Raw genomic sequence first — 19,082 nt, 5'->3', positions numbered from 1 at the left:
CAAATCTGCCGAAAGAGGACAAATTTCCCAGGGTGTGCTGCGGGCGGACAGAGGTGCCTATCTGCGCGGTCTTGCTATTGCACCAAGGTTTCTTGCGGCGTAATCAATCGTCATGACGATTGCAGCGATCATTGTGGCCGCCGGGCGCGGAACACGGGCCGGCGGGGACAACCCTAAACAATGGCAGATGCTGGCAGGTCGCCGCGTGATCGATTGGACTTTGGACGCATTCACCCAAGTGGACGAGATATCGCGCATTCAGGTGGTGCTGCATCCCGAGGACATGGATCAGGTTGAAAGCAGCGCAATGCTCAATCTGGTTGCGGGAGGCGAGACGCGCGCCGGGTCGGTTCTGAACGGTCTGAAAAGCCTTGTGGATAGCGACGTGAAACACGTGCTTATCCATGATGCCGCGCGATGTTGCATCACGCCTGAATTGATCCGGTCGGTCATCACCGCACTGGACAATCCCGATGGCGCCGGAGCCGCCCTCGCCCTGCCCGTTACGGACGCGCTTTGGCAGGGGGACGCAGACCTTGTCGACGGGGCCCGCTCGCGCGAAGGTCTCTATCGCGCGCAGACACCCCAGGCCTTTCCTTTTGAGCCAATCCTTGCGGCCCATCGCGCCGCGGATACCGGAGCCGCCGATGACGTCGAAGTGGCCCGCGCGGCAGGCATCAATGTCAGGATCGTGCCCGGCGCGGAAACCAACCTGAAGATCACGACACCAGATGATTTCGCCCGCGCGGAACAGATTTTGCGAGGACCAACCGTGCAGACGCCCATTGATATCCGAACCGGCACCGGCTTTGACGTACATCGTTTTGGGCCCGGCGATCATGTTATGCTTTGCGGGGTGGAAGTCCCACATGATCGCGGATTGCAAGGACATTCAGATGCGGATGTGGCGCTGCATACGGTAACCGATGCGCTCTACGGCGCTCTGGCCGAAGGCGATATCGGGCGGCATTTTCCGCCCTCTGATCCGCAATGGAAAGGCGCTGAAAGCCATATTTTCCTGCGCCATGCGGTTGATCTGGCCGCGAAGAAAGGCTTTCGCATCACCAATGTCGATCTGACGCTGATCTGTGAGCATCCCAAAATCGGCCCCCACGCCCCGGCCATGATCACGCGGCTTGCCGAAATCATGGACCTTGATGTGGGCCGAGTGTCAGTCAAGGCCACGACCTCTGAGCGGCTTGGCTTCACCGGGCGCGAAGAAGGCATTGCCGCACAGGCCGTTGTCACCGTGATGTCGCCATGACGTGGAGCCATCTGATTGCCACGGCTTTTTGCGTTGGGCATCTGCGCCCGGCCCCGGGCACCTGGGGGTCGCTTGCGGCTTTACCTGCCGGCTGGCTTCTTCATGTTCTGGGTGGGCCGGTGCTTTTGGTGGCTGCAACCCTTCTTGCATTTGCTTTAGGATGGTGGGCCACCATACTGGAAACAAAGGGAAAAGAAGATCACGACCCGTCTGAAATCGTGATTGACGAAGTGGTTGGACAATGGATTGCTATCTTACCCCTGTCCATCGGCGCGACGCATGCGGGTGCGGCGCTCACTGCGCTTTGGCCGGGCTGGATTGCCGCATTCATCCTGTTCCGTCTTTTCGACATCACCAAGCTGGGCCCAATCGGATGGGCCGACCGGCGCAACGACGCGCTTGGGGTGATGCTGGATGACGTGATTGCCGGAGTGCTTGCAGCCATAGGTGTGATTGCTCTGGCATGGGTTGCACATGGAGGCGCGTCATGAGCTTGGCCCAGGATGTTCTCGACGCCGCTCGCGCCAAGGGCGTCATGATTGCCACCGCTGAATCCTGCACCGGCGGCATGGTCGCGGCGGCGCTGACAGACGTGGCTGGGTCGTCAGATGCACTTGAATGTGGCTTTGTAACCTATTCAAACAAAGCAAAAATTGAGATGTTGGACGTCTCGCTCGATACGTTGGAGGCACATGGCGCCGTATCAGAGCCAGTCGCGGTCGAGATGGCCGAAGGCGCCGTAAACCACGCAGCAGCCGACCTGGCCGTGTCCATCACCGGCATTGCAGGCCCCGGTGGCTCAGAGCACAAACCGGAAGGCCGCGTGTGCTTTGCCGTTGCAATGGCTGGCCGGGCGACACATGTCGAAACGGTTGAGTTCGGCGCGCAGGGCCGTGCCAAAGTGCGTGCGGCAGCGCGGGACCACGCTCTGAGGCTGCTGCACCAGGCGCTGTCCTAACTAAGCGCAAATTTAAGGCGCATTCTGTATTTAGCGCCCAAAAAACGGGCACTTCATAAATTGCCCAGTTTCACAGCGGTCAATGAACCGCCTGCCACTTTTTTCCGCACACGCAATGCGCTTCAAGCCCCTCCAACACCAAGAATCCCAGGAAGGATGAAGACTATGAACGGAGCGGACACAGCGTGGATCATCGTGGCCACGGCCCTTGTGCTCTTTATGACATTGCCCGGGCTGGCGCTGTTTTACGGTGGGCTGGTGCGGGCGCGCAATGTGCTGAGCGTATTTATGCAGTGCTACGCCATTGCCTGTTTGATGAGCATCATCTGGTTCGTCGCGGGGTATTCCATCGCCTTTGGCGACGGCAATGCCTATTGGGGCGGCTTGGGTAAGATGTTCCTCGGTGGCGTCACGGCCGATACGCTGTCGGGCACCCTGCCTGAGGTTTTGTTCTTTGCCTTTCAGATGACCTTCGCGATCATTACGCCGGCCCTCATTGTTGGCGCTTACGTTGAGCGGATCGGCTTTGGTTTTGTCCTGCTCTTCTCGGCCTTGTGGCTCCTGACTTGCTACGCACCTGTTGCGCATTGGATCTGGGGCGGCGGGATGCTCTCGGATGGCGGCATCTTCGGCGAAACTGGCGTCAAGGACTTCGCGGGCGGCATTGTCGTACACGAAACCGCTGGTTTGGCCGCTCTGGTGCTGGCCGTCGTGCTCGGGCCACGCAAGAACCGGACAACCCCGCCCCATAATCCGGGAATGGTCATGGTCGGCGCGGCAATGCTCTGGGTTGGTTGGTTCGGCTTTAATGGCGGAAGCCAGCTGGCCGCTGACGGTGGTGCGGCCATGGCGCTGACCGTGACGCATATCTCTGCTGCAGCCGCCTCACTCACATGGGCACTCTGGGAACGCATCAAGTTTGGCAAATCCTCCCTCGTGGGCATGGTCACAGGCACCATCGCAGGCCTCGCGTCCATCACCCCTGCTTCTGGGCTTTGTTGGCCCTGTGGAGGCCCTGATCATTGGTGGTGTCGCAGGTATCCTGTGTCAGGAGGCCGTGAGCCTCATTCGCGAAAAACTCAAGATTGACGACACGCTGGACGTGTTTGCCGTGCATGGCGTCGGCGGCATCTTCGGCACGATCATGATCGCAGGCTTCGGTGCAGGGTCCTGGGCCGCACAGCTGGGTAGCCTTGCGATTGTGGGTGTGTTCACCATTGTGGTGACATTCGTGCTGATCAAGGTTGTGGGTCTGATCACCCCGCTGCGTGTGGATGAAGAGACCGAGACCAACGGTCTGGACCTCTCGGTCCACGGCGAACGCGCCTATGACCTGACGAGTTAAGCTTCAAGCTGGATCAACAAGCGCCGCTGCGACGTCTCGTGGCGGCGCTTTTGCGTCAAACAACTCCCAAAGCCCCTGCGCACGGCTCACCCCCAGCAACGATGCCGCTTTGGCCTTGATCCGATTGGCGCGCATGTCCAGAGCCACAGGCGTGTCAAGATCGTGGGCCAGTGTGATGGTCTCACCCGTTATCAGCGTGACATCTACTAGGGCCTGCATTTCTGACAGCGTGCTGTCTGCCACAACCTCAACCTTTTGGCGCAGGGCGATGACAGCCGGATCCTGGGTCAAGGCATCGGTGAAGCTGTCCAGCCGGGCTGTGTCATACCCCAAGAGGCGCATCGCGACGACCTGCGCATAGCTGAACTTGGCCTCCAGGCCGGTGGTTGGTTGAGCGATGTTGCACACGGTCATCCAACGCGGATGAGTGCTGATCTGCACCTTGGCGATACCATCGGGCGGCGCATCGCACTTTGCCAAAGCTTCCAGCGTGGCGTGCAATCCATGGCAGCAGGCATGAAACTTGTGCTGGACTGTGGGAAAGAGCCACTCTTGTCCCAGCCCCTCAAACCCCGTCAGGTCCCCTGCCCCGTGATGCGTCGGGCCAAAACCCTGGTCCACCTCCATTGCGGACGGATTGGAGACAAAGCCCTTTGCCGTCAAAACTGCGGCTTCGACGCCGTTGGACGCGGCCAGACCTGCGTTGAAGGGCTTGCCCATCGTCCCGAATTGCGACTTCAGACCAGAGGTGCGCGTGGCCACAAGGCCAAGCGCGGACCGCATCTGAGCTGCATCCAGCCCCAGCAACCGACCAGCAGCCAGGGTGGCCCCAAAGGCCCCTGCCGTTGCAGTCTGGTGAAAACCCGTCTGGTAGTGACCTCGCCCTAGCCAAAGACCCACCCGGATCGAGGCTTCTACTCCAACAAGTGCGGCGCGCTGCACATCGTCTCCACTGGCGCCAACACGCTCTGCAATGGCCAAAGCCGCAGGGATAACTGCCACCGAAGGGTGCCCGATATGGGCAAAATGCGTGTCGTCATAGTCGAGCGCGTGACTGATCGTGCCGTTCACCATCGCCGCCATGCGCGCTGGCACGCGCAATGTCGCTCCAACCAGCCCGGCCTCTGGCGTGCCGCCCTCGTCCTGTGCCTGATCTCGCAGGATCTGAGCCACAGGCTCGTTCTGCCCGGCGATGGCCACTGCGGCCCAATCGAGCATTGAAAGCCGCATAATCTCCATAGCGTTATCATCAAAACGCGTGCTGATCGCAAAGTCCGACAGGGCTTCAGACAGCTCAGCTATTGCCATAGAGCTCATCCGCGCGCGCCTCAAAAGCCCGGACGATCCGCTTCATCGCCTCGAAGAAAAAGAGCTCTGCCGCCGACTGCAAAAGCTTGTTACGAAATGCAAAATCCACATCGAATTTAACCTCGCTGCCACCTTCGTCCAGATCTCTGAAGGCCCAATTCGACAGCATATGCTGAAACGGCCCATCAAGGTATTCGGTGGCAATATGGTGCTGTGCTTTGTTCAGCGTCACGCGGCTTCCAAATCGCTCGCGGAAGACTTTAAAGCTGATCACCAGATCGGCCTCCATCACTTCGGTGTCATCATCTTGTGGTGTGACTTTTCTCACCCGAGCGGCGGCTGTCCACGGTAAGAATTTCGGATAGGACTCCACATCAGCGACAAGCTCATACATCTGCACAGCGCTGTAGGGCAAATGGCGGGTCTCGGCGTGGGATGGCATTTGATATGGCGCGTTGGTCAGTTGCAGTACGGTGTCAGGTGGTGTCCTCGACTGGGCCCGAAAATGCAAGACAAACCAAAGCCAGCGCGCGCATTTGTCATGTGATTGTGGGGTGTCGGGCGAAGAGCAAACTCCTGTTGGCTCGGACGCACCGGCTATGAGGTTCTGAGCAGACTTACCTACTTGCTCTCAAAAACGTTGGGCATGACACGCCCCAGCAGACCAATCAAAAAGGCGGTGCTTATCCCAAACGTGAACAACCCTGTAATGGCTCCAAAGCTTGCAAAGATACGGGCGTTTTCATGAAGGACAACATCCCCATACCCCAATGTGGTGTAGGTCACGGTCGCGAAATAGAAGCTTGTCGAGAATTGCTCGAACTCCCCAAGGATCGCAAAAGAAAAGGCCCAAAGCCAAATTTCCGCGGTGTGTGCGACAAGCAAAATGCCGATTGCGGCCGCCAGGATCACGGCAATACGTCGTGAATTCCGCCAGGTCTGAGCGCGACTTGCGATTTTCATAAGCATAGGAATGCCCGCTGCAACAACAGCCACATGCAGCAGCGAACAGACCACAAGCAAGGCGCTTCCGAAGACAATTTGAGAAAACAAAGGTGTTCCGCCAACCTATCGTTTCACTTTGGTCTCAATTGCTGCATGTTGGGTGTAAGGATTTCAAGTGGAAGGTGAATCGAATGCGTCAGTTGGCAACTTGGACGGCTACGGTTTTAATGTTGATTTCGCCAAGTTGGGCACAAGACACACCGCGTCCCGCCAAGGTTTTCACTGTCGCAGAACAAAGTACCGAAATCGTCCGAAGATACCCGGGAATTGTGCTCCCCAGTCAGGAGATTGAGCTGTCCTTTCGTATCCCCGGCAATCTCATAGACCTGCCTATCCGCGCCTCTCAGCAGGTGGCCCAAGGTGATGTGATCGCGCAGTTGGACACCCGCGATCTGGAATCGCAAGCCGAGCAGCTTCAGGGATCCATAGATCAGGCGCAAGCGCAGCTCGACACATTGGTCGCAGGTGCCCGTGAACAGGAAATCGCGGCCTTGGTTGCAAATGTGGATGCCGCGAAGGCGCAGGTCACACAAGCTGAAGACCAGGTTCAACGATCAAGAACGCTGGCCGAACGTGGCACCATTGCGGATGCAACACTGGATCAGGACGAAGCCGCCCTGAGTGTGGCCGAGGCCGAATTGCGCGCACGCGAAGAAGAGCTTTCATTGACCCGCGAAGGCGCGCGGCCCGAAGAAATTGCCTCTGCCGAGGCAAGTTTGCGCGCCTTGCAAGCTCAATTGAAAGTCGTCAAGGATAGCATTACCGACGCCACTTTGCGCGCCCCGTTCGAAGGCGTGATCGCGCGCCGTGACGTCGACAATTTCACCAACATTCAAGCCGGCCAAACCGTTGTACTCGTGCAAGCGCTGTCCACTATACATGTGGCCTTTGACGTGCCCGCACCGGACGTGACTCTGCTCACCGTAAACGGGCCTGACAACATCACCAACCAGGTTATGTTGGACGCGTTGCCCGGAGAAACCTTTCCCTCCGAAACCGTCGAATTCTCGTTGCAAGCCGAAAGCGGAACACAGACCTATCGCGGCAGGGTTGCGGTGAATGTGCCCGAGACATCGATCATTTTGCCAGGCATGGTCGCGACCGTCAGGTCCTCTGCGCCAAGTATTGCCCCTCGAACACTCGTGCCCCTGACAGCCGTCGCCGCCGCCGCAGATGGCAGCCCGATTGTCTGGCTTGTGGACGATGGTGGCGCGGTCTCTTCAAAGCCCGTGACACTTGGTGAAATTACGGGCGACTCGGTGGAAGTAAAGGATGGCCTGCAAAGCGGAGATACGATTGTCGCGGCGGGTGTTTCGTCATTGATACCCGGAATGACGATCCGACCTATCGATAAGATAGGGGTTAAAGCCATGGATCTGGCCCGGTTTGCCATTGAAAAACGGCTGATATCTGCCGTTGCAACGCTTCTTATCCTGATTTCTGGCTATTTTGCCTACACCGCTTTGCCGCGGTTTGAAGATCCGGAATTCATCATCCGGCAGGCGCAAATCATCACGCCCTACCCTGGTGCCACAGCCGAGGAAGTGGCCGAAGAAGTGACCGATGTCATCGAGACAGCTTTGCAGCAACTGCAAGGTGTTGATGAAGTGCGATCCGTGTCTTCGCCTGGGCTTAGCAACGTCTCGGTTGAATTCACCATCGCCACGACCAAGGACTACGATGCGCTCTACCAACGCTTTGCGCAAATGCGGGCTAAGGTGGATGACGCACAGGCCGACCTGCCCCCCAATGCACTCAGCAGTCAGGTGTTTGACGACTTTGGGGATGTCTTTGCAGTCTATTTTGCCATTGTCGGAGACGGATATTCTCTCAGCGAACTGCACGAATACGCCAAAACTCTGGAACGCGAATTGGTCACAGTGGATGGCGTATCCAAGGTCACACTGTCCGGCGTGCAGGAAGAAGTTGTTTACGTGGAATACGCCCCTGCCCGACTGATCGAGCTGGGTTTGGCCCCTCAACAGATCGCCGATATTTTGTCCGGCCAAAACCTTGTTGCACCTGCCGGATCACTTGTCGCAGGCCAAACACGGCTGGAACTGCGCCCCACATCTGCGCTTGTGGATATCGAAGCACTGGGCGCGCAGTTGATTACCAATCCCCAAACAGGCGCCTCGTTTCGGCTGTCTGACATCGCCACGATCTCGCGTGGTCTGAAGGAACCCGCCAGAACGCTGCTCTATCGCGACGGTCGCCCGGCTGTGGGGATCGGGATATCCAATACGATTGGTGGCAACGTTGTAAATATGGGCGAAGCCGTCAAAGAGCGCATTGACGCGCTGATTTCCGAACGCCCGATTGGCATCGAAATTCTGCCCGTCTCTGATCAGTCGGTCAGCGTCAAAGACTCCGTCGATGATTTCGTCATGAACGTCGTGCTGGCATTGGTCATCGTCGTGGGCACATTGTTGATCTTCATGGGGCTACGCTCTGGGCTCCTGATGGGGGGTATTCTACTGGTCACGGTCGCTGGCACGTTGATGGGCATGTATCTCTACGGCCTCGACATGCAGCGCATTTCGCTTGGGGCGCTCATCATCGCCCTGGGAATGCTCGTGGACAATGCGATTGTCGTGGTTGAAGGCACGTTGGTGCGGGTCCAAAACGGCGAAAGCCCGGCTGAAGCCAGCCAGTCCATCGTGGCGCAAACCAAGTGGCCTTTGCTAGGCGGGACAGTCGTTGGGTTTCTTGCCTTTTCACCCATCGGGTTTTCCCCGGACAATACGGGCGAATATGCAGGCAGCCTCTTCTGGACAATCATGATTGCCCTGCTGTTCTCGTGGCTCATTGCGATTTGGTTGACGCCCTATTTCTGCACGTTGATCCTCAAACCGGGTCAATCGAAGGAGAAAGGTGAAAACGCGCTGCTACGGGGCTATCGGAGGTTCCTGAAACTGGCGATCCGCGTGCGCTTTGTGACAATCGCCATCATCGTCGCTCTATTTGCCTCTGCCCTCGCGATGTTCAGTCAAGTCCCCCCTGGCTTCTTTCCCGCCTCAACGCGGGCACAGTTCGTCGTGGACTACTTCCTGCCCAACGGGACAGACATCGCCGAGACGCAAGCGGACCTTCTTGAGATCGACAAACATGTGCGCACACTGGAAGGTGTGACAGGCACGAACCTTGCCGTAGGTGACGGCCATCTGCGTTTCATGCTGACCTATGAAAGCGAGGACGCCAGCCCGTCTTATGGGCAGCTTCTGGTTGATGTTGAAAACTTCAACCAAATCGAGGATCTCAAAGCTGAGCTCCAGTCTTGGATCAACGCTGAATTCCCCGATGCTTCGGCAAAAGTTTGGAAATTCGTTCTCGGCCCCAGTGGCGGCTCAAAAATCGAAGTGCGGTTTTCCGGTCCTGATGCAGCCGTTCTGCGCGACCTGTCCGAGCAGGCCAAAAAAGTCATGGCCGATGCAGGCGCAATCGCGATCAAAGATGATTGGCGTGAACAGGTGCAGGTCATCCGCCCGGTGGTCGATGAAGCCACCGCGCGCCGGTTGGGCCTTACCCAGGGCGAAATCTCCGGTGCGCTCTATGGGCATTTGACCGGAACCAGCATCGGCACATTCCGTGAAGGCGATAACCTGTTGGATATCGTGATGCGCCCAATCGAAAGCGCGCGACAGGATTCCTCCGCATTACGGGATGTACAAATTTTCAGCCAGGTTGCCGGTGGATACATCCCGATTTCGCAGGTTGTCGAGAGTTTCGACGTCGTGTTCGAAGCGGGTAACCTCCGCCGGATCGATCGTCAACTGGCCATCACGGCACAATCTGACAACGCACCGAATGTGTTGTCTGGTGATCTCTTTGAGCAAGTCCGCGGACCGATAGAGAATATTCCACTTCCACCGGGTTACTCGCTCAAATGGGAAGGTGAGTTTGGCAGCTCAGCAGAGGCGAATGCTGGCCTGGCCTCTACAATGCCCCTGGGCTTTGGCGCGATGATCCTTGTTGTGATCTTTCTCTTCAATGCCATCCGCCAGCCATTGATCATTTTCCTGACCGTCCCCCTCGCCCTGATCGGGGTCATATGGGGCCTGGCGTCAACCCAGACGCCGTTGGAATTCATGGCCATATTGGGCGTGCTGTCTTTGACAGGCATGCTGATCAAAAATGCCATCGTGCTGATTGACGAAACCGACAGCCAGATTGGCGGTGGCAAAGCGCGCATGCAGGCGGTTGTGGACGCAGCGGTCAGTCGGGTCAGGCCTGTATCACTTGGTGTTTTGACAACCGTGCTTGGCGTTGTGCCCCTGCTATGGGATCCGTTCTTCAAATCCCTTGCCGTGGTCATCATCGCTGGCCTGAGCTTTGCCACGGTCCTGACCCTCATCATCGTCCCGGCGCTCTACACCGTATTTTTCAAAGTGTCCGAAGACGAGGTCTGAGTGCAGTGACAACAGGCTGCTCTTAAAGAGCCATTCCGCGCGCTGTACTTCTTGGAGATTGGAGGCGAGTACCGGAATCGAACCGGTGTACACGGATTTGCAATCCTATGAATTCTACTGATTTCATTGAACTATTTTGTAAAATGAACCGCAGGACGCCCGTGGGATGTCAGTAGGTTAGCAGTTGAATGTAAAATGCATCCGGCCTTACGCGCCTAGTGTGGCGCGTATGTCGTTCATGCTGACGTAGACACGATCAACATTGTCCGGATCGTTCATTGGTTGAAATCCTAACCCTTTATAGAACGCGGAACGGCGCTCAAAAGCCTCGTCTCGCAAGACGTCCAGAACAATGGCCATAGAACCCACTTTTTCGGATATCTCCATCGCTTGTCGTAGAGCGTGAACCATGAGGGCTTTTCCTATTCCTTTACCCTGCAGGTCTTTATGCACTGCGACAGCTTTTATATAAGTGGCGGGGATGGTCGGCGGTGGTCGCGGTCGTTTGGGAGTTTCGATGTGTTGGGGACTAACCGCAAACGCATTTAGGGTGTAGAAGCCGATTACCTCTTTCTGCCCTTCCTCTGTCGCCATGAACGCTGTGAGGTATCCAGTCTTAATATGATCGGTCAGGGCTTCTTTGAGAAACTTGTCAATTGGCTCGAAGCCACATGAAAAAGCGCTGCGTTCATGCAGCGCTTTGTCGAATTGTGAGATTGTCAGTTCAGCCGCTTTGGCTTGTGTTTCAGGCATCCTTCAGGATGCCCTCCACTTGAGCGGCAGCTTTGGCCAAGCCCGGAATAACCTTGCCCGGCGTAGAAACGGCGCTCCTGAATGCTTCGAAAGCTTCTACAGGCAAAACCGACATCGTTGAACGGCGTTCCACTTCGCCTACTTGTTGGAGCGCAGCCTGACGAATGAAGTCAGCTTCGTTCAAGCCGACGGTTGCGGCTGCAGCTTTTATTCGGTTTTCGTCGCTTGGGCGCATACGAACTTCCTTGCGCGCAGTCATGCGTTCGCCCGTATCGACGGGCTCAATCATCGCAAACATCGGTTGGTTCCTTTCCTTTTCGAGTACTTATGTACGTCTTTCCGCCGTACAAGTCAAGATAATCATGATCGCCATGGTAATCAAACCAACCATGATCGTCACAAGATGATCATTATGGCGGTGGTCGAAGTCTAAAATAAGATTTCTATATCAAAGACTTAACAATAATGGCAATCAAATGGATCAGTTGCGAAAGCCCGAAAAGTGGCCCATTTTACATTCAAACAGTAAGCCATGATCCGCTAAGCTATTGATTTTATTGGAGGCGAGTACCGGAATCGAACCGGTGTACACGGATTTGCAATCCGCTGCGTCACCACTCCGCCAACTCGCCTCTTAGTGACCGCGTCAACCTAGCATATGCCAGCCCAAGCACAAGCCAAAATCATTGGGTGCCGGACACAGGAAACTCTGGTGGAATGGTTCGGGCAAAGTTCGGACCTTATTCGCACTTAAATGGCCGGGGGCGGTAGCGCACTTGAAATGGCGGACCCAAGAGGATTCGAACCTCTGGCCTCTGCCTTCGGAGGATTTAATAGCACCTATCCGAAACATGCGATAGAGCACGTCTTTATACGATAACGCTTTGAAAGACATTGTTTTTCTGAAGCGCTCCGCCGAAGTCTCTATCCAAACGCAGGTCGCGATTTCCGCCCTACTGCTTACGCAGTGCTTACGCGGGACCGGCCGGAAAGGTGCGACTTCTCATGCCAAAACTCACCAAGCGCGTCGTGGACGCCGCCGAGGCCCGAGAAAAAGACTACGTCATCTGGGATGACGAGCTGCACGGGTTCGGGCTGCGGGTCTTCAAATCCGGAAAGCGCAGCTACGTCCTCCAATACCGCGCCGCCGGTCGATCGCGCCGTTATAGTATCGGTCTTCATGGTATCTGGACGCCGGACACGGCGCGGAAGGAAGCAAAAGTCCAACTCGGCAAGATCGCACAAGGCGAGAACCCGGCGGAGGCCAGGCAGGCGGACCGCAACGCGATGACGGTCAGTGAACTTGCCGAACGCTACATCGAAGCGATGGATGCGGGCCTCATCATGGGCAAAGGCGGTCGCCCAAAACGACCGTCGACGATCTACGTGAACAAGGGCCAGCTGCGTGGCCACATCATACCCCTGATAGGACAACGCCGTGTCCAGGACCTCACCAAGGCCGACGTGACGAAAATGATGAACGACGTAATCGCCGGGAAGACGAAGGCGGTGAAGAAAACAAAGAAGCGCGGCAAATCCATCCTACGCGGCGGCCGGGGCACGGCCAGCAAATGCGTAGGTCTCACCGGCTCGATGCTCACTTATGCGATTAGCATGGGGATTATCGAACACAATGTCGCTCACGGGATAAGAAAGCCCAGGGATCAAGTGAGAGATCGCAGGCTGAGCGAGGATGAGTATCGTGAACTTGGACGCCTCCTGAACGAAGCGGAAAAAGACGCCGACATGGCATGGACCGTTGGGATCAGCCGCCTTTTGGCGCTAACAGGTTGTCGCCGCGGCGAGGTCATCTCGTTGAAGTGGAGCGAAGTAGATTTCGATAACAGCTGCCTGCGCTTGGAAGACTCGAAAGAAGGCGCTTCCGTCCGACCCATTGGTCTGCCCGCCATCGAGTTGCTGGAAGCGCTTCGCGAGACGGCGACGAGCGATTTCGTCTTTCCGGGCAAGCGTGGGGCGGACACCTATGGCGGGCTACCGAGGCAATGGCGGAAGGTGTTCGGTGACTCTGAATTGTCAGACCTCACAGCGCACGTTTTGAGGCATAGCTTCGCGAGCATCACTAACGACCTTGGCTTTACCGAGAGCACGATCGCCACACTCCTCGGCCATGCGACGCACTCCATCACAAGTAAGTATATCCATTCGCTCGACAGCGTGCTCACTATGGCGGCAGATACCATTGCGGGATACGTGCAAGGGCTGCTCAACGGTGCTCAGTTCGAGCAAACGACCTACGCACTCGATCGAACCGCGCGGCGCGAAGCTCTATCCCAATTTTTAGCGCAGTCGACTCTAGCTGGCGATGGCAGCACCCGAACTTGACCCTCCGGCTCATAGCAATGCGCTACATGAACAACCGATATGGGTACTCTCTGCCAGGCAACGTTGGGACGTTTGCAATGGTCTGCGCCAAGGTTTGAGAGTAACGAATTGTAACCGGTACGGGATCATAAAGTGCGTCGTTGTTCCAATCCATTTTGGTCAACGCGAGGGCTTCAAGAGCAGTGCATTCCAATGGCCCAGACCCGGTATGCCGCACAATTTTCAGCGGCTTCGGAATGCTCTTCTTACCTTGATAATAGTTTCGCTCCAATGAAGCATCTGGTGCGTTACCTGCCACCCAAACCAGCGCAGAACATCCCGATTGAACAAGCGTCGTGCCCCTCGGAACAGGATAACCATCTGGTCGACTTGGTGCACCAGAACCCTTGTTTTCAGTCAACCAAACTGATCGCCAAGGAGATGAACGATTGATCTCCACACACTCAACTTCAGAGATCGCCGATGTAGCATCCAAAGCCCCTTCAATTTCATCCTGCTTGAAGGCGGTAGTCTTATGCACAACTAATCGTCGCGGCAGAGATCCTCCGTTACGACTTTGATATAGGCTCAGACTACGCGCCATTACCGCTCTCATATCGCTACGGCTCAGGTATGGGTTGCGTCGGATATCTGGAGTTTCCTGAACGGGATCGCGAGCTTCAAAGGCGACGAATTGCATGCCCCCGCCATCGGCATCAAACACCTGCGAACAGCATGTTACAAATTTGGTCCCTTCCGCGCCACTGCGCAATGAGTAGGCCAAGCCAATATACGCAGTATGTTCCGGGACTCCTTGCAATGGGCCAAGCTTCCAAGGAATACCCCCAGCTTTGACATAAAGGGCAATCGACAGCCGCCAAGCTAAGGATGCTTTGTAGCTGAACGAAAAGCTGCGATCATTAATGACCTGTGTAGGAATCCCGCTCGCAGCGCCAAGTGCCTTTAACTCGTCATGGGCGTTAAACCCTTCCGCAAAAAAGGCCGATCTCCACATTTCAGGTAAATGCACCAGGAGGACATCAAACTGGTCTCTAACAAGGCTGAGTTGATCCATTCCCTCCCGCATTGCGTTGAGAAGCTGCAAATGCGGAGGTTGATCAGGGCCTGTAGAATAAAGCTCATCATTCCACTTGATATGCGCGTTTTTATCCGCTGCCACCAGCGGCACTCCAAACACCTTCTCGAACCCACCAAAAGCAGGAACATAGTCTTTTCTGTCAGCCGGAGCTTGATGAGATCTCAGGGTCGAAACCAATCCTCTCATTTGGGCCCACCCACTCTGTGGACCCATTGTCGCCAAGCGTACATTTGGCGTAAAATTTGGAAATACGTCGCTGCTGTGAGGCCCGAACCGATCCAAACCGCGAAGTGGGTTCACATCAAGCGAACTATCATCAGTGTCAAAAGATAGATTTGGTTCGCCCAACAATGAAAATGGTGGCAATTTCGATTTGGAGTAATCTACGCTCATGCTCATCGCCTCTGAAAGTACGCATGATCATGCGACGGCCTGCTCCACGCTGTTGCAGAAGAGATCAAGAATTCCGCGTCAACACCATCGGATTTCTGAATGCCGCATGCCTGAATGCGCCCCTCTTTATTGCCAGCAATCAGCGGAACCCATGCTGAAATGATCTTTGACCACACATTGTTATAGCGCCGTGCCCACCGCTCTCGAGTCCAATCGACAACAATATCTCGGTTCTTCTTTTCTTGGTTTGGATCATCGGTTCGGGGGTTTTTACGAAAGTGGCAGGTTCGAAAGCGCACCACCACCTATCCACCACTCTATCAAGTTTAATGCGGATGCCTTCATTGAAAAAGAACCCAGATTGGTTGGGCAGCCTACCGGTGAGCGCAGACCCATAGGCGGACTGCGCCGAAGACTGTTGATTTTTTCGCTGCTCGGCCACAGAAGCATTTTCGTCACGGCGACCATGAGCAAAAACAGCCACATGGCCACTGCGCCGCAACCGTGGAAGGATTGGCTGAGTGCGGCAAATAGCATGTACTAGCGCGTCATATACCAACCCCATTGCCCAACTTTCATCGACAATATTTAGCTCTATGGTCCCCGCAATTTCCGCCCCATGATCTGAAAAAGCCGCGAGCAAATCTTCATCGCGCCCAAATGCCGCCAATTCATGACCCACACTCGCAACGATCCCTGTCTTTCGAGACGCCTTGAGGGTCATTTGCGCCTCTTGGGTGGTAATTGACTTGTTGAGCTTTATTCGACGCGCCACCTCCGGCATCTCGATTATTGGAACAGCGGAGCTTTGCAAAACCGGGAAGGCACGGCGATCCCCCGATGGAATAGGCACCATTTGATTTACTTCGGCAGGTCGTGCTTGCAAAACATGCGCGGCAAGAACGTCAGGCAGTTCGGTTCCGTCAAGCAAATCTGCTGCAAGCTCATCGAATGTCTGTGTTTCAACTACCGAAACACTCACGCCGGCATCTGCCGCAGCGTTCAAAAACTCAATGACAGCCGGCAAAAGATGCTTTGCTGATCTGCAGGTCCAAACGATGCCAGTCGGATATGCGTTTGGCGTAGTCAATGCATCTGTCAAAGCACTCATGACAGATTGGTCTCGACCGCTGTAGCCAACAATAATGAGGCCGAACCGAGTGCAGGCGTTGGTCAGAACATGCCTCATCTCGCGATCTTGGGAGGCGAGTTCTTCAGTCGTGTTTTTGAGTTCAACGGACTGATAGTCACCATGCATCTTCGCAAGAAGGGGCCAACGCGACTCCTTAATACAAAGGGCGGCCCGCGCAGCATTGTCGATCCCCGCCACCGTTAAATTGGCGCGCTCGGATGCATCGAACAACTGGTCGGTTACCGTAGTGGCTGTCTCAATCATGGCATCAAAGTTTGTGGTAAAAACGCATGGCACAGACTTTCTCGTAATCATTGCAGCGAGTGCCCGATGCGCAAATGATGGCGTTCCCTTAGTAACTGCATGGTCAATGTATGCGCGGCGCTCCTCTGGTGTTGGATACACAGCTTCAAACGCCGCAGCATATTCCATAGGATCACCGGGTGGCGGTAAGGCGGATCGACTTTCTAGCAGCAGATCGATCCGCTCCATCCATAAGGGGTCATTACAATCAACCTGTTTTCGGCTTGTCCCACTCAACTGACAGAACAGCTGCTTCTTGAAATCCGTGATCATGTCATACCCTGTGGGTATACCAGCGGAGGCCGATGCGCCTGCCCCTAGTAGCCAAGCAAATCCACTTGGCCTCAGCCAAAAGCTTGGCACGAACTTCGGTCCGTCAATGAACTTGATCTCGGCGTGCCAACTCATGTCAGCACCCCACGATATGGAACCGGATTACCACACAGACATGCGCAGCTACTTCGCACAACCGGAACTTCGTTTAACTGAATCATCTGGGTTTGAAATGTCATAAAAGAAGCCGTTCCAGTGCTATCGCCTGTCCCCGGTGCTTTGTAGGATCTTGCTGTTTCAACGTCTCAACATTCTGTAACTTCCAGCGAATTGCGGGGAGACCAGCTGCGTTAGGTAGTCCGATTAGGTCAAAGTCCGGCTCGCCATCTGCCAGTCCAAACAGGTATTCCGCTGCCCGTCCCGAGAGACGGCCTCGAATGTCCTGAATCAGTATGTCGCGCGCTGCCCCGAGTTCGTCGACGGTCACCGGCAACACCGTCATCCCGTCAAACTCCTTCGCGAAGACAGCTTCAAGATCGCGGAGGTTTGGGTTCAGTAATTCGTGTGGCGGCCTGCTCGAACTTGCGAGGTAAACCAGAAACGATCGGAAGAGATTATCCGTGAGACCTTCATTTTCGTAGAGCTGCTTGATGTCGAAGAGGTCGCGCGGATGTTGCCGGTCGAGAGCAGCAACAATCTTTCCGCCATAGAGATCCTCGAAGGAGACAACCGCAGTCTCTGCAAATCCGAATGCGTCTTCGACTGCAGATGAGACGCGGCGGCGATCCGGCTCGAACACGACACCACGCGGTTCAGGTTCTGCCGCTACGGTTTCATCTGATTTCACCTGCAAAACTCCGGTTTTTTTTTGCGCGCTGTATATTTCTTCCGACTAGGTTCTTCATCAGTCACGTGACTACCAAAAAGCACTCTCATTTTGAATTCATCGAAATACATAGTAACAAAATGATTGATGGTCGAGGATCAGGTCGAGGCTTCGGCATAAGCTGGGATTTCAGGAACCTGCACGGGTGGTCCCGTGCCTTAGACTTTAAAACATGCTCGGCATGTTTCAGCGACCTACGTGACTATCGTCACTGCCACCACATGCAACTCAAAAGCTTGGCTTTCAAGATCAAGCTTCGCCAACTGCCGCATCTCGCTTGGCAATTTTTGAGCGTCTGAGACGATCATCGCAAATTGATGATCGCCCGCATCATTGTTTTCTTTGAGTGCAATCGGAGAGCCATCAGGGGCACATGGCAGCAACTGCGGGTTTGATGCCACTCTGCCCCAAAGGTTCCGCTGGTCTGCACCCAGTGGAAAGTTGTGCCACTTGTTTTGATATTTCTGGAACGCAAGCACACGACCGATCATTTCGGTCTCAAGCTCAAAGCAGAACCTCTGCGTCAACCTGAGGGTATCTCGGTCTGGCCTGTCCTCATCATCGCGTTCGATCAACCCCATACTGTCTTTGAGCTTCAAAATGCGCAGTTGGCCTTTAATCGCATGGCGATCCACAAATTGCTGCCATGCTGATTTGGGATTGAACTGGAAGAGCTCTGGCGCTGCAGTTTTGGCAATCTCAAAGTGGTTTTCTTCAAGCCAGCGGTGGATCATCAGCGCTTTGCCCGCTGCGATGTTGCCGCGCCTGAAGTTGGACGCATAGTGCGGGCTTGTCGTGTTGGGTGTGCCATATGCGTCATCCATCAACAGGTCTACGGCGCGGCCTGTGATATCTGAGACCGCCTTCAAGGCTAGGAAGAGCTTCTTTGTGGGCTCAACACGCTCCGCCTTGCTGGCGTGCATCCAGTCAAACTCTTCAAAGTCATGCATATGTATGGATCAACCCTCAGCGAGACTAGGTCAGCTCAAGACGAATGCCCCGCCCCACAGCCTTGGCAGCACGCGCAAGGATACTCAGCGTGACCCCGTCATGATCCGGGTCCAGTAAGCGATCCAACTGAGACCGACTGGTCGACAAGCGCTTGGCCATCTCCACCTTGGTGATGCCTTGGGCTTTCATCGCCTCGGCCAGTTGGAACGCCAGTACGCGTTTTACGGCCACCTCTGTGGTATCCTCAAAGGTTCCTTGCTCCTTGAGGAAGTCATCAAAGGATTGGCCAACGCGCCCCTTTTCAACATCATGTGTCATTTCAAACCTCTCATTCTTCTCGCGCCCATGTCCAAATCTGCCTTGGGTGTCTTTTGGCTTTTCTTGATGAAGCCATGTAACAACACCATCTGCCCGTCATGGGCGCAAAAGAGAACACGCGCTATTTTGCCATTCGGCAGGTTCGTTCGCACTTCCCATAGCCCCTTATGGGTTTTCATGGGACGACAGAGCGGCATGCCAATCGGCCAGCCAAACTCTGCAGTACGTATGTCATCACCGATCAACCGTCTTTCTTCCTCAGTGAGTTTTAACAACCACTCCCGGACTGGCAGTCTGCCCGCCTCCGTTTCAAAGAACCGCGCGGGCAAGCGTTTCGTATCATTCATAAAGAAGGGTACCATA

The 19,082-nt window shown here is 55.4% G+C and carries 16 protein-coding genes, 2 tRNA genes and 1 pseudogene; 6 read left to right on the top strand and 13 right to left on the bottom strand.

The features are described from left to right. Positions 1–112 precede the first annotated feature (112 nt). The 4 genes and pseudogenes from RZS32_RS15920 (at position 113) to RZS32_RS15905 (ending at position 3,567) form a co-directional block, all read left to right on the top strand. The gene (locus RZS32_RS15920) at positions 113–1,264 is read left to right on the top strand and encodes a bifunctional 2-C-methyl-D-erythritol 4-phosphate cytidylyltransferase/2-C-methyl-D-erythritol 2,4-cyclodiphosphate synthase (protein ID WP_317054545.1); all 1,152 of its coding nucleotides are present in this window, start codon (positions 113–115) and stop codon (positions 1,262–1,264) included. Further along, positions 1,261–1,755, top strand: coding sequence for a phosphatidylglycerophosphatase A family protein (locus RZS32_RS15915; RefSeq protein ID WP_317054544.1), 495 nt, complete (start codon positions 1,261–1,263; stop codon positions 1,753–1,755). Before RZS32_RS15920 ends, RZS32_RS15915 begins: the two co-directional genes overlap by 4 nt. After that, on the top strand, positions 1,752–2,222 hold the full coding sequence (locus tag RZS32_RS15910; RefSeq protein WP_317054543.1) for a CinA family protein: 471 nt from the start codon (positions 1,752–1,754) through the stop codon (positions 2,220–2,222). The genes RZS32_RS15915 and RZS32_RS15910 overlap by 4 nt, the downstream gene beginning before the upstream one ends. A 165-nt stretch (positions 2,223–2,387) precedes the next feature. After that, a pseudogene (locus RZS32_RS15905) lies at positions 2,388–3,567 on the top strand (ammonium transporter). Positions 3,568–3,570: 3 nt separating this feature from the next. Here RZS32_RS15905 and RZS32_RS15900 read toward each other — a convergent pair. The 3 genes from RZS32_RS15900 to RZS32_RS15890 all read right to left on the bottom strand — a co-directional run bounded on the left by RZS32_RS15900 (position 3,571) and on the right by RZS32_RS15890 (position 5,928). Then, positions 3,571–4,875: an MmgE/PrpD family protein gene (locus tag RZS32_RS15900; RefSeq protein WP_317054542.1), complete on the bottom strand. Its 1,305-nt coding sequence runs from the start codon at positions 4,873–4,875 to the stop codon at positions 3,571–3,573. Then, complete coding sequence (locus tag RZS32_RS15895) at positions 4,862–5,317, bottom strand: type II toxin-antitoxin system RatA family toxin (RefSeq protein WP_317054541.1); 456 nt, start codon at positions 5,315–5,317, stop codon at positions 4,862–4,864. The genes RZS32_RS15900 and RZS32_RS15895 overlap by 14 nt, the downstream gene beginning before the upstream one ends. Positions 5,318–5,496: 179 nt before the next feature. After that, complete coding sequence (locus tag RZS32_RS15890; protein ID WP_317054540.1) at positions 5,497–5,928, bottom strand: potassium channel family protein; 432 nt, start codon at positions 5,926–5,928, stop codon at positions 5,497–5,499. Positions 5,929–6,011: 83 nt separating this feature from the next. On the opposite strand from RZS32_RS15890, the gene RZS32_RS15885 reads away from it, so the two are divergent. After that, positions 6,012–10,289 carry an efflux RND transporter permease subunit gene (locus tag RZS32_RS15885; RefSeq protein ID WP_339106708.1) on the top strand — a complete coding sequence of 1,426 codons (4,278 nt, stop codon included), beginning with the start codon at positions 6,012–6,014 and terminating at the stop codon, positions 10,287–10,289. A gap of 59 nt (positions 10,290–10,348) precedes the next feature. On the opposite strand, the gene RZS32_RS15880 is transcribed toward RZS32_RS15885, so the two are convergent. From RZS32_RS15880 to RZS32_RS15865, 4 genes are all read right to left on the bottom strand, one after another. Further along, positions 10,349–10,422: transfer RNA gene (locus tag RZS32_RS15880), tRNA-Cys, on the bottom strand. A 74-nt stretch (positions 10,423–10,496) separates the two neighbouring features. Continuing rightward, positions 10,497–11,042, bottom strand: coding sequence for a GNAT family N-acetyltransferase (locus RZS32_RS15875; RefSeq protein ID WP_317054537.1), 546 nt, complete (start codon positions 11,040–11,042; stop codon positions 10,497–10,499). Then, entirely contained in the window at positions 11,035–11,340 is a 306-nt protein-coding gene (locus tag RZS32_RS15870; protein WP_317054536.1) for a plasmid mobilization protein, read from the bottom strand. Before RZS32_RS15870 ends, RZS32_RS15875 begins: the two co-directional genes overlap by 8 nt. Before the next feature lie 260 nt (positions 11,341–11,600). Further along, positions 11,601–11,674 (bottom strand) — tRNA-Cys (locus RZS32_RS15865). 373 nt (positions 11,675–12,047) lie between these two features. Between RZS32_RS15865 and RZS32_RS15860 the strand changes: the two genes are divergently transcribed. Beyond that, positions 12,048–13,385 carry a tyrosine-type recombinase/integrase gene (locus RZS32_RS15860; protein WP_317054535.1) on the top strand — a complete coding sequence of 446 codons (1,338 nt, stop codon included), beginning with the start codon at positions 12,048–12,050 and terminating at the stop codon, positions 13,383–13,385. Between the two features lie 22 nt (positions 13,386–13,407). Here the strand turns inward: RZS32_RS15860 and RZS32_RS15855 are convergent, their stop codons facing one another. The 6 genes from RZS32_RS15855 to RZS32_RS15830 form a co-directional block, all read right to left on the bottom strand. Then, complete coding sequence (locus RZS32_RS15855) at positions 13,408–14,856, bottom strand: argonaute/piwi family protein (RefSeq protein WP_317054534.1); 1,449 nt, start codon at positions 14,854–14,856, stop codon at positions 13,408–13,410. Positions 14,857–14,995: 139 nt separating this feature from the next. Then, the gene (locus tag RZS32_RS15850) at positions 14,996–16,699 is read right to left on the bottom strand and encodes an SIR2 family protein (RefSeq protein WP_339106707.1); all 1,704 of its coding nucleotides are present in this window, start codon (positions 16,697–16,699) and stop codon (positions 14,996–14,998) included. A 100-nt stretch (positions 16,700–16,799) separates the two neighbouring features. After that, on the bottom strand, positions 16,800–17,411 hold the full coding sequence (locus RZS32_RS15845; protein ID WP_317054532.1) for a nucleotidyl transferase AbiEii/AbiGii toxin family protein: 612 nt from the start codon (positions 17,409–17,411) through the stop codon (positions 16,800–16,802). Between the two features lie 233 nt (positions 17,412–17,644). Then, entirely contained in the window at positions 17,645–18,400 is a 756-nt protein-coding gene (locus tag RZS32_RS15840) for a hypothetical protein (RefSeq protein WP_317054531.1), read from the bottom strand. Between the two features lie 25 nt (positions 18,401–18,425). After that, a complete protein-coding gene (locus RZS32_RS15835; protein ID WP_317054530.1) occupies positions 18,426–18,719 on the bottom strand; it encodes a helix-turn-helix domain-containing protein in 294 nt (97 codons plus the stop codon). Then, the gene (locus RZS32_RS15830) at positions 18,716–19,066 is read right to left on the bottom strand and encodes a type II toxin-antitoxin system RelE/ParE family toxin (RefSeq protein ID WP_317054529.1); all 351 of its coding nucleotides are present in this window, start codon (positions 19,064–19,066) and stop codon (positions 18,716–18,718) included. Before RZS32_RS15830 ends, RZS32_RS15835 begins: the two co-directional genes overlap by 4 nt. Positions 19,067–19,082: the final 16 nt, after the last annotated feature.

Source organism: Roseovarius sp. W115 (assembly GCF_032842945.2).
Lineage (GTDB): Bacteria > Pseudomonadota > Alphaproteobacteria > Rhodobacterales > Rhodobacteraceae > Roseovarius > Roseovarius rhodophyticola.
Note: the sequence above shows the minus strand (reverse complement) of the source record. Positions and strands in the feature narration are given on the sequence as shown.